The organism is Flavobacterium sp. LHD-80 (assembly GCF_030929605.1).
Lineage (GTDB): Bacteria > Bacteroidota > Bacteroidia > Flavobacteriales > Flavobacteriaceae > Flavobacterium.
Window position 1 is genome coordinate 49,019 of sequence record NZ_JAVFVS010000012.1, and the last position, 14,296, is coordinate 63,314.

General features: G+C 35.3%; 8 protein-coding genes. 2 read left to right on the forward strand and 6 right to left on the reverse strand.

The genetic code is table 11. The features are described 5' to 3' along the window. Window positions 1-193 precede the first annotated feature (193 nt). Window positions 194-1,636, forward strand: coding sequence for an alpha-amylase (locus RB619_RS17210; protein WP_308099739.1), 1,443 nt, complete (start codon window positions 194-196; stop codon window positions 1,634-1,636). A 148-nt stretch (window positions 1,637-1,784) separates the two neighbouring features. After that, the gene (locus RB619_RS17215; RefSeq protein WP_308099741.1) at window positions 1,785-3,377 is read left to right on the forward strand and encodes a peptide chain release factor 3; all 1,593 of its coding nucleotides are present in this window, start codon (window positions 1,785-1,787) and stop codon (window positions 3,375-3,377) included. Window positions 3,378-3,619: 242 nt separating this feature from the next. On the opposite strand, the gene RB619_RS17220 is transcribed toward RB619_RS17215, so the two are convergent. From RB619_RS17220 to rplA, 6 genes are all read right to left on the reverse strand, one after another. Next, window positions 3,620-3,931 carry a DUF3467 domain-containing protein gene (locus RB619_RS17220; RefSeq protein WP_008466913.1) on the reverse strand — a complete coding sequence of 104 codons (312 nt, stop codon included), beginning with the start codon at window positions 3,929-3,931 and terminating at the stop codon, window positions 3,620-3,622. An 11-nt stretch (window positions 3,932-3,942) separates the two neighbouring features. Next, window positions 3,943-8,250 (reverse strand): DNA-directed RNA polymerase subunit beta', encoded by a 4,308-nt coding sequence (gene rpoC, locus RB619_RS17225; RefSeq protein WP_308099744.1) that lies wholly within the window; start codon window positions 8,248-8,250, stop codon window positions 3,943-3,945. A 286-nt stretch (window positions 8,251-8,536) separates the two neighbouring features. After that, entirely contained in the window at window positions 8,537-12,349 is a 3,813-nt protein-coding gene (gene rpoB / locus RB619_RS17230) for a DNA-directed RNA polymerase subunit beta (RefSeq protein ID WP_179001095.1), read from the reverse strand. Window positions 12,350-12,614: 265 nt separating this feature from the next. Beyond that, the gene (rplL, locus tag RB619_RS17235) at window positions 12,615-12,986 is read right to left on the reverse strand and encodes a 50S ribosomal protein L7/L12 (RefSeq protein WP_026730429.1); all 372 of its coding nucleotides are present in this window, start codon (window positions 12,984-12,986) and stop codon (window positions 12,615-12,617) included. A gap of 93 nt (window positions 12,987-13,079) precedes the next feature. After that, a complete protein-coding gene (rplJ, locus tag RB619_RS17240; RefSeq protein ID WP_308099748.1) occupies window positions 13,080-13,583 on the reverse strand; it encodes a 50S ribosomal protein L10 in 504 nt (167 codons plus the stop codon). Between the two features lie 22 nt (window positions 13,584-13,605). Next, complete coding sequence (rplA, locus tag RB619_RS17245; protein WP_012024013.1) at window positions 13,606-14,295, reverse strand: 50S ribosomal protein L1; 690 nt, start codon at window positions 14,293-14,295, stop codon at window positions 13,606-13,608. Window position 14,296 lies beyond the last annotated feature (1 nt).

The following is a 14,296-nucleotide window of genomic DNA, read 5'->3' on the forward strand; positions in this document are numbered from 1 at the left end:
ATAAAAAAAGTTTTTAACACTATAACGTTTTCGTTGTATAACTATTTTCTTGCAAAAACAAATCGAATCAAAAAAAACCTACATTCGTGCGTAATTAATAATTTTTGAAGTCAAAAAATAAGAATAAAGCCGTTTTAAAGCCCCTAAATTATATAATTACAATTTTACTAACTTTTTTTTAACCAAATCTATTATGAAAAAACCACAAACAAAGTTTTTGTACTTGGGCATGATTACAGCATTTTTATGTTCATGTTCACAAAATGAAACATTAGAAACTGATTCAAAAGCAGAGAGTCAGAAATTTGAAATTATTAATGTCACACATCACGATGGAAAACCCTTTAGTACAGGTATTTCAAAATCGTCGCCAACTGGAAAATATGTCGATAATCCGGGTGGAGGTGTTATGATGCAAGCTTTCTACTGGGACGTTCCAGCCGGAGGAACTTGGTGGGACTCTGTGAGTGGAAAAGTCACTGCATGGGGCAATGCCGGAATTGGCTCAATCTGGCTTCCTCCAGCTTCAAAAGCGCAAAACGGAGCATTTTCAATGGGTTATGACCCGACAGACTATTTTGATTTTGGAGATTATAATCAAAATGGAACTACCGAAACTCGTTTTGGTTCCAAAACCGAACTAGTAAACTTAATTACAAAAGCGCATACTGAAAATATGAAAGTATATGCTGATATTGTAATTAATCATAACAGCGGCGGACAATCTGAAGCAAATCCGTTTACGGGAACAAATACTTGGACAAATTTTAACGGAGTTGCTTCGGGAAAATTCAAGCGTACTTATGCTAATTTCTACAAAAATAGTTTTGGCAATAATGATGAAGGTTCGTTTGGAGGATTTCCAGATTTATGCCATGCAGATCCTTATGTAAAAGACTGGCTGTGGTTACGCGCTGATGGAGTTGGTAAATATTACAAAAATACCATGAAATTTGACGGTTGGAGATTCGACTACGTAAAAGGCTTTGGAGCTTGGGTTGTAAATGCTTGGAATGCTAATGTTGGCGGATTTTCTGTTGGAGAATTATGGGATTCAAATGTAAACGTGTTAAATGACTGGGCAAACAATGCTAATAGCTCTGTCTTTGATTTTGCTTGCTATTACAAAATGAATGATGCTTTTGACGGAAATAATCTTGCTCTTTTAAATGACGATATGATGTGGAAACGTAATCCTTACAAAGCAGTGACTTTTGTAACCAATCATGATACAGATGAAATTTGGAGCAAAATGCTGGCTTACTCTTATATATTAACGCATGAAGGATATCCAACAATTTTCTACAGAGATTATGAAGAATGGCTGGATAAAAACAAATTGAACAATCTGATCTGGATTCACAATAACAAAGCAACCGGAACAACTTCTATATTATATTCTGATAATGATGAATATCTAGCGCGAAGAAATGGATACAACGGGAATCCGGGACTAGTAGTTTACATTAACAATTCTGATGTTTGGCAAGAAAGATGGATTCAGACGAATTGGGCCAACACGCAAATTAAGGATTTTACAGGAAACTCAACTTGGTATCCAACAACTCAAGCAGATAAATGGGTAAAAATTCAATGTCCTCCAAAAGGATATTCAATTTGGTCAATTAATCAGTAATTTAGAATGATATGGTAAGGCTGTTACAAAACAGCCTTATTTTTTTTGACAAAAACATCCTAATAAATAAAGACTTCCCAAATTTAAGAAGTGAATATTTTTATAAAGCCGTATTTAATAGTACTTTTGCAACCTATTTATACGAAATATGAGCTTTTTAAAAGAAATACAACGCAGAAGAACGTTCGGAATTATATCGCATCCCGATGCCGGTAAAACAACTTTAACTGAAAAATTATTGTTATTTGGAGGTGCTATTCAAGAAGCGGGAGCTGTAAAAAACAACAAAATTAAAAAAGGAGCAACGAGTGACTTTATGGAAATCGAACGCCAGAGAGGTATTTCGGTTTCAACTTCTGTGCTTGCTTTTAATTATAAAGATAAAAAAATCAACATCCTTGATACACCTGGACACAAGGATTTTGCTGAAGATACTTTTAGAACTTTAACTGCTGTTGACAGCGTAATTGTTGTAATTGACGTTGCAAAAGGGGTTGAGGAACAAACTGAAAAATTAGTTGCAGTTTGTAGAATGCGTAACATTCCGATGATTGTTTTCATCAACAAATTAGATCGAGAAGGTAAAGATGCTTTCGATTTGATGGATGAAGTAGAACAAAAATTAGGTCTAAAAGTTACTCCATTAAGTTTTCCTATCGGAATGGGGTATGATTTCCAGGGGATTTACAACTTATGGGAAGAAAACATTAATCTTTTCAGTGGAGACAGTCGTAAAAATATTGAAGAAACAATTGCTTTCTCTGATGTTCAAAATAATCCAGAACTAGATAAAATTGTGGGTCAAAAAGCTGCCGAAAAACTTCGTGAAGAATTAGAATTGATTGATGAAGTTTATCCTAAATTTGAGCGTCAGGATTATTTAGATGGAAAAATTCAGCCTGTATTTTTTGGTTCAGCTTTAAATAATTTTGGAGTTCGTGAATTGTTAGATTGTTTTGTTACAATCGCTCCATCTCCAAGACCAAAAGATTCTGAAACTCGTTTGGTTGATCCAGCTGAAGAAAAAATGTCTGGTTTTGTATTTAAAATCCACGCTAATATGGATCCAAAACACCGTGACCGTTTAGCGTTTATTAAAATTGTTTCTGGAACTTTCGAAAGAAACAAACCTTATTACCACGTTCGCCAAAAGAAAAATTTAAAATTCTCTAGTCCGAATGCTTTTTTCGCTGAGAAGAAAGAAATTGTAGATATTTCATATCCTGGAGATATTGTTGGTTTACACGATACTGGAAATTTCAAAATTGGAGATACTTTAACTGAAGGCGAAATAATGAGCTTTAAAGGAATTCCGAGTTTCTCTCCAGAGCACTTTAGATACATCAATAACGCTGACCCAATGAAAGCTAAGCAATTAGAAAAAGGTGTTGATCAGTTGATGGATGAAGGTGTGGCACAGTTATTTACTTTAGAAATGAACAATCGTAAAGTAATTGGAACTGTTGGAGCGCTTCAGTACGAAGTTATCCAATATCGTTTAGAACACGAATATGGTGCGAAGTGTACTTATGAAAACTTCCCTGTACATAAAGCATGTTGGGTAAAACCGGATGATGCTAAAAATGAAGAATTCAAAGAATTTAAGCGAATTAAGCAAAAATTCCTTGCTCATGATAAATACGGACAATTAGTATTCTTGGCCGATTCTGATTTTACAATTCAAATGACACAGAGTAAATATCCAAGTGTGAAATTATTTTTCACTTCTGAGTTTGATTAATTTACTACAATTGACATATAAAAAAAGCGCTATATAACTATAGCGCTTTTTTTTATTTGAATTAACACAACCTTACTAAGTTCATTATTCCCAAATATTTTTTTTCTAATTAGGTTCTACTAAAATACTTCAATCTTAAAGAAGGGAGAAATTTAGTCGATGAAATACCGATTAAATCGGATAAACTGCAATGTCAAAAAAATGCGTGATAAAAAAAAGCCCCATTACTGGGGCTTTTGAATTTATGCTTGTCCCGCAGGACCAAAATTAAGCGGAATTGGTGCTTGTTCCGTCTCTTTGATTTCACCGTGAGCGGCCTCAAATCTATGGATATTTTCACCTATTGCTCTCAATAATCTTTTAGCATGTTGTGGTGTCAAAACAATTCTTGACTTTACCTTGGCTTTAGGAATACCCGGCATAATGCTTACAAAATCTAAAACAAACTCTGATGATGAGTGATTTATAATCGCAAGATTAGAATAAATTCCTTCTGCGACAGTTTCGTCTAACTCAATATTGATTTGCTCTTGTTGTTGTTTCGGATTACTCATAGTTTCCCTAATTAATAAATGTATTCTTCTTTATTAGCCATCATTTCATTGTAATCATCTTTAGATCCTACGATCGTGTTATCGTATTCTCTCATACCAGTTCCCGCAGGAATTCTATGTCCAACAATTACATTTTCTTTTAATCCTTCTAAATCATCTACTTTACCAGCTACTGCAGCTTCGTTAAGTACTTTCGTTGTCTCCTGGAATGAAGCCGCAGAAATGAATGATTTAGTTTGTAACGAAGCTCTTGTAATACCTTGAAGAACTGGCGTTGCAGTTGCAGTAATTACGTCTCTTGCTACAACAAGATTTTTATCATTTCGTTTCAATAATGAATTTTCATCACGCAATTCACGAGGTGTAATGATCTGACCTGGTTTCAATACTGAAGAATCTCCAGCATCTTCAACTACTTTCATACCGTATAATTTATCGTTTTGAACGATGAAATCTTTAGTGTGAATTAATTGGTCTTCTAAGAATAAAGTATCACCTGGATCCTGAACTCTTACTTTACGCATCATTTGACGAATAACTACCTCAAAGTGCTTGTCATTAATTTTTACCCCTTGTAAACGATAAACCTCTTGAATTTCATTTACCAAGTACTGTTGAACAGCAGCTGGACCTTGAATTCTTAAGATATCATCTGGTGTAATTGCACCGTCAGACAATGGAACTCCCGCTCTTACGAAGTCATTTTCTTGTACTAAGATTTGGCTAGAAAGTTTAACTAAATACTTTTTAATCTCACCAAATTTAGATTCGATAACGATCTCACGGTTACCTCTTTTAATTTTTCCGAAAGATACAACACCATCAATTTCAGATACAACTGCTGGGTTTGAAGGGTTACGAGCTTCTAAAAGCTCAGTAATTCTTGGTAAACCTCCCGTGATATCGCCTGCTTTAGAAGAACGACGTGGGATTTTTACTAATACTTTACCTGCTTTAATTTTCTCTCCGTTTTCAACCATTAAGTGTGCACCTACTGGTAAGTTGTAAGAACGAATCAATTCACCTTCTTTACCATAAACTAATAAAGTTGGGATTAATTTTTTGTTTCTAGCCTCAGAAATTACTTTTTCTTGGAAACCAGTCTGCTCATCGATCTCAACCATGAACGATTGTCCTTGCTCTAAATCCTCGTAAGCAATCTTACCAGTAAACTCAGAAACAATTACACCGTTATATGGATCCCATTTACAGATTACAGTTCCTTTAGCAACAGTATCTCCATCGTTAACAAAAATACTAGATCCGTAAGGAATGTTATGTGTATTTAAAACAATTCCAGTTTTCTCATCAACTAATTTTAATTCAGTTGAACGTGAAACTACGATATCAACAGAGTTACCTTCTCCGTCTTCTCCTTTAACTGTTTTTAAATCTTCAATTTCAAGTCTACCTGCGAATCTTGTAACAATACTAGATTCTTCAGAGATACCTCCAGCAACCCCTCCAACGTGGAACGTACGAAGTGTTAACTGTGTACCTGGCTCTCCAATAGACTGAGCTGCAATAACTCCGACAGCTTCACCTCTTTGTGTCATCTTACCAGTAGCTAAGTTTCTACCGTAACATTTAGCACAAATACCTTTTAAAGCTTCACAAGTTAATGGAGATCTAACTTCTACTTTTTCAATTGGAGAAGCTTCGATAGTTCTCATAATTGCTTCAGTAATTTGTTGACCAGATTGAACCATTACTTCATTAGTAAGAGGATTAATAACGTCTTGCAATGCAACACGTCCTAAAATTCTCTCTCCTAAAGATTCAACGATTTCCTCATTTTTCTTCAATGCCGCAACTTCAACACCTCTTAAAGTTCCACAATCTTCGATGTTAACAATAACATCTTGAGAAACGTCATGAAGCCTTCTTGTTAAGTAACCAGCATCGGCCGTTTTAAGAGCCGTATCCGCAAGACCTTTACGAGCACCGTGAGTAGAAATAAAGTACTCAAGGATCGAAAGACCTTCCTTAAAGTTAGAAAGAATCGGGTTTTCAATAATCTCACCACCACCAGCAGTAGATTTTTTAGGCTTAGCCATCAAACCACGCATACCAGTTAACTGACGAATCTGTTCCTTGGAACCCCTCGCCCCAGAGTCAAGCATCATATATACAGAGTTGAAACCTTGCTGGTCTTCTCTAATATTTTTCATTGCTAATTCTGTTAACTGCGCATTTGCTGAAGTCCATACGTCAATAACTTGGTTGTAACGCTCGTTATTTGTGATAAGACCCATGTTATAGTTAGTTGAGATACCTTCAACTTGCTCTCTGGCATCTGCAATTAACTTCGTTTTTTGTTCTGGGATTCTAATATCACCTAAAGAGAATGATAAACCTCCTCTAAATGCGAATTTATACCCCATATCTTTCATATTATCCAAGAAAGCAGCCGTTGTAGGTACATCAGTCACACTTAAAATGTGTCCGATAATATCTCTAAGGTTTTTCTTAGTCAATACGTCATTGATATATCCAGCTGCTTCAGGTACTACTTCGTTAAATAATACACGTCCTGCAGTTGTTTGAATGATTTTGTACACTAATTCTCCAGCGTCATTAAAATCTTTTGCTCTAATTTTCACACGAGCATTTAATTCTAATCTTCCTTCGTTCAAAGCAATGTTTACTTCTTCTGCAGAATAGAAAGTCAAATCTTGACCTAAAATAATGTGATCTTCTGTAGAAATACGCTCTTTGGTCATATAGTATAGACCTAAGACCATGTCCTGAGAAGGTACAGTAATTGGAGCACCATTTGCAGGGTTAAGAATATTATGAGAAGCCAACATTAATAATTGTGCCTCTAAAATAGCCTCTGGTCCTAATGGTAAGTGAACCGCCATCTGGTCACCATCGAAATCGGCGTTGAAAGCCGTACATACTAATGGGTGTAACTGGATTGCTTTTCCTTCAATTAATTTTGGCTGGAAAGCCTGAATACCAAGTCTGTGCAAAGTAGGAGCACGGTTCAGTAAAACTGGGTGTCCTTTAATTACATTTTCTAAAATATCCCAAACTACTGGCTCTTTTTTGTCAATGATTTTCTTAGCAGATTTTACTGTTTTAACAATACCTCTTTCAATCAATTTACGGATAACGAAAGGTTTGTATAATTCAGAAGCCATATCTTTTGGCAATCCGCACTCATATAATTTTAACTCTGGACCAACAACAATTACCGAACGAGCAGAATAATCCACACGTTTTCCAAGTAAGTTTTGACGGAAACGTCCTTGCTTACCTTTTAATGAGTCAGATAATGATTTTAATGGTCTGTTAGATTCTGTTTTAACAGCAGAAGCTTTACGAGTGTTATCAAATAATGAATCTACAGATTCTTGCAACATACGTTTCTCGTTTCTTAAGATAACTTCTGGAGCTTTAATCTCCATTAATCTTTTCAAACGGTTGTTACGGATGATTACACGACGGTATAAGTCGTTCAAATCTGAAGTTGCAAAACGACCTCCATCAAGTGGCACAAGCGGACGTAATTCTGGTGGAATAACTGGAACCACTTTCATAATCATCCATTCTGGACGGTTTTCGCGGTTTTCGTTAGACTCACGGAAAGACTCAACAACTTGTAATCTTTTTAAAGCTTCAGTTTTTCTTTGTTTAGAAGTCTCGTTGTTAGCGCTGTGTCTTAATTCATAAGATAAAGCATCTAAGTCAATACGAGCTAATAAATCCATAATACATTCTGCTCCCATTTTGGCAACAAATTTATTTGGATCTAAATCATCTAAATATTGGTTTTCTTGTGGAAGAGTATCTAAAATATTCAAATATTCTTCTTCAGTTAAGAAATCTAATCTTTGTAAAGATTCTCCATCAGCATTTTTAGCAATACCAGCTTGGATTACTACGTATCTTTCGTAGTAAATGATCATATCTAATTTCTTAGATGGAAGACCAAGGATATAACCAATTTTGTTTGGAAGAGAACGGAAGTACCAGATGTGAGCAATTGGCACAACAAGGTTGATGTGTCCTACTCTATCACGACGTACTTTTTTCTCAGTAACTTCAACACCACAACGGTCACAGATGATACCTTTGTAACGAATTCTTTTATACTTACCACAAGCACATTCGAAATCTTTTACTGGTCCGAAGATTCTTTCGCAGAAAAGTCCGTCACGCTCTGGTTTGTGAGTTCTATAGTTAATAGTTTCTGGCTTTAAAACCTCTCCTCTTGATTCTTTCAAGATAGATTCTGGTGAAGCCAATCCAATAGAAATTTTGTTAAATCTTTTTACTGGATTCTTATCTTTATTGTTTCTGTTATTCATCATAGTTTTTACTATTGATTTATTTGCAATTAAAAAATTGAATTTAGATTTATAATCTACTCTTAAAAAAATAAGAGTTAATCATTCAGCTACTACCTCGGGTTACTTCTCTAAACCTCAAATTCTTATTTGAAGTGCTAGTTATAAAATGCTTTGCATTGTTATAAAAAATCGGAACGGGTTACGGGTATAAATCTTTAAAAACTTTTATAAAAAAGTGTTCAGTATTCAGAATTTAGTGTTCAGTTTATCACTGATTACTAAATACTGAACACTGAATACTAAAACATTATTCTTCCAAACGAAGATCTAATCCTAGACCTTTCAATTCGTGCATTAATACATTGAATGATTCTGGTAAACCTGGTTCTGGCATAGTTTCTCCCTTAACGATAGCTTCGTAAGTTTTAGCTCTACCAATAACGTCATCAGACTTAACAGTTAAGATTTCACGTAGTGTACTAGAAGCTCCATAAGCCTCAAGTGCCCAAACCTCCATCTCTCCAAAACGCTGACCTCCAAATTGAGCCTTACCTCCAAGTGGTTGTTGCGTAATCAATGAGTATGGTCCGATAGAACGTGCGTGCATCTTATCATCAACCATGTGTCCTAATTTAAGCATGTAAATTACACCCACAGTTGCTTTTTGCGCAAAACGCTCTCCAGTTCCACCATCATAAAGATAGGTATGTCCGAAACGTGGTACATTAGCCTCATCAGTCAAAGCATTGATTTCGTCTAGAGAAGCACCGTCAAAGATTGGAGTAGCAAATTTTCTACCCAAGTTCATACCAGCCCATCCAAGAACAGTCTCATAAATCTGACCAATGTTCATACGTGAAGGTACCCCAAGTGGATTCAATACGATATCTACCGGTGTTCCATCTTCTAAGAAAGGCATATCTTCGTGACGAACGATTCTAGCAACAATACCTTTGTTACCGTGACGTCCCGCCATTTTATCACCAACTTTTAACTTACGTTTTTTAGCGATATAGATTTTAGCCAATTTCAAGATTCCAGATGGTAATTCATCTCCAACTGTAATAGTGAATTTCTCTCTTCTTAAAGCTCCTTGTAAGTCGTTCAGCTTAATTTTATAGTTATGAATTAAATCATTAACCATTTTATTTGTAGCATCATCAGCAACCCATTGACCTTTACTTAAGTGAGCAAAATCTTCTACTGCGTAAAGCATTTTTTGAGTATATTTTTTACCTTTTGGTAAAACTTCTTCACCCAAATCATTCATTACACCTTGAGATGTTTTTCCGTTAACGATCAAGAATAATTTCTCAACCAATCTGTCTTTTAATTCAACAAATTTAGTTTCGAATTCCATTTCTAAAGCGCCTAAAGCATCTTTATCCTGAGTACGTTTACGTTTATCTTTTACGGCTCTTGCAAATAATTTTTTGTCAAGAACTACACCATGTAAAGATGGAGAAGCTTTTAATGAAGCATCTTTTACATCACCTGCTTTATCCCCGAAGATTGCACGAAGCAATTTCTCCTCTGGAGTAGGATCTGATTCTCCTTTTGGTGTAATTTTTCCGATCAAAATGTCGCCAGGTTTAACCTCTGCTCCAATTCTAATCATACCGTTTTCATCTAAATCTTTAGTAGCTTCTTCAGAAACGTTAGGAATATCGTTTGTTAACTCTTCATTTCCTAACTTAGTATCTCTAACCTCTAATGAATAATCATCAACGTGGATAGATGTAAAAATATCATCACGAACTACTTTTTCAGAAATTACAATCGCATCCTCGAAGTTGTACCCTTTCCATGGCATGAACGCAACTTTTAAGTTTCTACCTAAAGCTAATTCACCATTTTGAGTAGCATATCCTTCAGACAATACTTGTCCAGGAATAACTCTGTCACCTTTTCTTACGATTGGCTTCAAGTTAATACTTGTACCTTGATTGGTTTTTCTAAATTTAATAAGGTTGTACGTTTTCTCATCAGCATCAAAACTAACCATTCTCTCGTCTTCTGTACGATCGTATTTAATAGTAATGATATTTGCATCAACATACTCAACAGTACCATGCCCTTCAGCATTGATTAATACTCTTGAATCTGAAGCTACCTGACGCTCTAAACCTGTACCTACGATTGGCGCTTCAGGACGGATCAAAGGAACTGCCTGACGCATCATGTTTGATCCCATCAACGCACGGTTCGCATCATCATGCTCCAAGAAAGGAATCAAAGATGCAGAAATCGATGCAATCTGGTTAGGAGCAACGTCTGTATAATGAACTACTGATGGCTCAACAACCGGGAAGTCACCTTCCTCACGAGCAATAACATTGCTAGCTGTAATTTTACCTGAAGCATCCATTTCAATGTTTGCCTGAGCAATCATTTTACCTTCTTCTTCTTCAGCACTTAAGTAAACTGGAGTACTTTCTAAATCAACGACACCATTAGTTACTTTACGGTATGGAGTTTCGATGAATCCCATTCCGTTTACTTTTGCATAAACACCAAGAGACGAAATCAAACCAATGTTTGGTCCCTCAGGAGTTTCAATCGGACATAAACGACCATAGTGAGTATAGTGAACGTCACGAACCTCGAAACCAGCTCTCTCTCTCGAAAGTCCACCTGGTCCAAGTGCAGAAAGTCTTCTTTTGTGTGTAATCTCAGCTAATGGATTCGTTTGATCCATAAATTGAGATAACTGGTTAGTACCAAAGAAAGAGTTGATAACTGATGATAATGTTTTAGCATTGATCAAATCAATTGGTGTAAACACCTCGTTATCTCTAACGTTCATTCTCTCACGAATAGTTCTAGCCATACGTGCTAAACCAACACCGAATTGTTGAGACAATTGTTCACCAACTGTTCTAACACGACGGTTTGATAAGTGATCGATATCATCAATCTCTGCTTTAGAGTTGATCAACTCGATCAAATATTTTACGATTGTAATGATATCCTCTTTAGTAAGCACTTGCTTATCCATAGGGATATCTAAATCTAACTTTTTGTTCATTCTGTAACGACCAACTTCACCTAAGTTATAACGTTGATCAGAGAAGAACAATTTATCTATAATACCACGAGCAGTTTCCTCATCAGGCGGTTCAGCGTTACGCAACTGACGGTAAATGTGCTCTACAGCTTCTTTTTCAGAGTTTGTTGGATCTTTTTGTAACGTGTTGTGGATAATAGCATAATCTGCTTGATTGTTATCCTCTTTGTGCAACAAAATAGATTTTACGTTAGAATCGATGATCTCTTCAACATTATCTTTGTCGATAATTGTATCACGATCAAGGATGATTTCGTTACGTTCGATAGAAACTACCTCTCCAGTATCTTCATCTACGAAATCCTCGTGCCATGTGTTCAATACACGTGCAGCAAGTCTTCTTCCAATATATTTCTTAATACCAGTTTTAGAAACTTTAATTTCTTCAGCTAAGTCGAAAATTTCAAGGATATCCTTATCTCTTTCGAAACCGATAGCACGGAATAAAGTTGTAACAGGTAATTTTTTCTTTCTATCGATATATGCGTACATTACGCTGTTGATATCGGTAGAGAATTCTATCCAAGATCCTTTAAAAGGAATTACTCTTGCAGAATAAAGTTTAGTTCCATTTGCGTGGAATGACTGTCCAAAGAAAACCCCAGGAGAACGGTGTAATTGTGATACTACAACACGCTCGGCACCATTGATTACAAAAGTACCACTTGGAGTCATGTAAGGTATTGTTCCAAGATAAACATCTTGTACAATTGTTTCAAAATCTTCATGTTCTGGATCTGTACAGTATAGTTTTAACCTAGCTTTTAAAGGCACACTATAAGTAAGACCTCTCTCTATACATTCTTGAATTGTATAACGTGGCGGATCAACAAAATAATCTAGGAATTCCAATACAAAGTTGTTTCTTGTATCTGTAATTGGGAAGTTTTCCATGAAGGTATTGTATAACCCTTCGTTGCCTCTTTCGTCAGATTTCGTTTCTAATTGGAAGAAATCTTTAAAAGATTTAACCTGAACATCCAAGAAATCCGGATAGTCAGGAATGTTTTTTGTAGAGGCAAAATTCAATCTTTCAGTCTGATTTGTTATCATCAATGGACAAAATTTTGATTAAAAAAAAGTAATTTTTTTGTGTAAAAACACACTGCGTAGTTTATACTTTCTTTTTAAAATCAATACATCTTTAAAAATAAAACGATTAATTCAGTTCAATTTTTTTTCTTCGTATTGATCAAAAACTCTTTCGTATATTAAACTATTTGATAATAAAATTTAATGTATTTTATTATACGAAAAATGGTTTAGGCCTTTGAGTGTTAACTCAGGACCTAAACCTAGTTCTTAAAACCGAGTTGAATTATTTTAATTCAACTACAGCTCCAGCTTCTTCTAATGCTTTCTTAAGACCTTCAGCCTCTTCTTTAGAAACACCTTCTTTAACGTTGCTTGGAGCACCGTCAACTACATCTTTAGCTTCTTTAAGACCTAAACCTGTAAGTTCTTTTACTAATTTCACAACTGCTAATTTAGAAGCACCAGCTTCTTTTAATACAACTGTAAATTCAGTTTGTGCTTCTTCAGCAGCACCTTCTCCACCACCTGCAGCAACTACTACAGCTGCAGCAGCAGGCTCGATACCATACTCGTCTTTTAATATTGTTGCTAATTCGTTAACTTCTTTAACTGTTAAGTTAACTAATTGTTCTGCGAATTGTTTCAAATCTGCCATTTTTTCTATCGTTTAAAATGATTTGTAAAAAATATAATTTATTTATTGTGCGCTAATTAAGCAGTAAGAAAGTATTCTTTCTTACATTGATAATTACTCTGCTCCTTCTTCTTCGCTTCCTGCGAATTTGTTTTGTAAAGCAGAAATAATTCTTTGAGCTGGAGATTGTAATAATCCAATAAGTTCTCCAAGTAACTCTTCTTTTGATTTAATAGTTGCTAATGCATCTAATTGGTTATCTCCAATATATACTTCAGAGTTGATGTAAGCTCCTTTTAAAAGTGGTTTATCAGATTTCTTACGGAAATCTTTGATAATTTTTCCAGGCGCGTTAGCAACATCAGAAATAAAGATAGCACTGTTACCAGCTAAAACTGTTGGTAAATCACCATAATCATTAGAAGAAGCTTCCATTGCTTTTGCAAGCAAAGTGTTCTTTACAACTTCTAATTTGATACCCGCTTTAAAACAAGCTCTACGTAAGTTTGAAGTTGTCTCTGCGTTTAAACCAGAAATATCAGATATATAAATGATATTTGTACCAGCTAACTGCGCAGTTAAATTTTCAATCGCGATTGATTTTTCTTCTCTAGTCATACTAAAAATTTTTAACTACCAATTATACTGCTTTTGGGTCTAATGCAATAGCAGGACTCATAGTGCTTGTAAGGTGAATACCTTTAATGTATGTACCTTTAGCAGCAGTTGGTTTAAGTTTTATTAATGTTTGAATAATTTCGTGTGCGTTGTCAACAATTTGCTCAGCTCCAAAAGAAACTTTACCAATTCCTGCATGAACGATACCAGTTTTATCAACTTTAAAGTCAATTTTACCAGCTTTAACTTCTTGAACAGCTTTTGCAACATCCATAGTTACAGTACCTGTTTTAGGGTTTGGCATTAAACCTCTAGGTCCTAAAATACGACCTAATGGACCTAATTTACCCATAACAGCTGGCATAGTGATGATAACATCAACATCTGTCCAACCATCTTTAATTTTTTGAAGGTAATCGTCAAGACCAACGTGATCTGCTCCAGCCTCTCTTGCTTCAGCCTCTTTATCTGGAGTAACCAATGCTAATACTTTAACATCTTTTCCTGTTCCGTGAGGTAAAGTTACCACACCTCTTACCATTTGATTCGCTTTTCTTGGATCTACACCCAAACGAACTGCGATATCAACAGACTCATCAAATTTTGCAGAAGCAACAACTTTCAATAATGCCGCAGCATCTTTTAGAGAGTATAATTTGTTCTTTTCAATTTTTGAAGCAGCCTCTTTTTGCTTTTTTGTTAATTTTGCCATG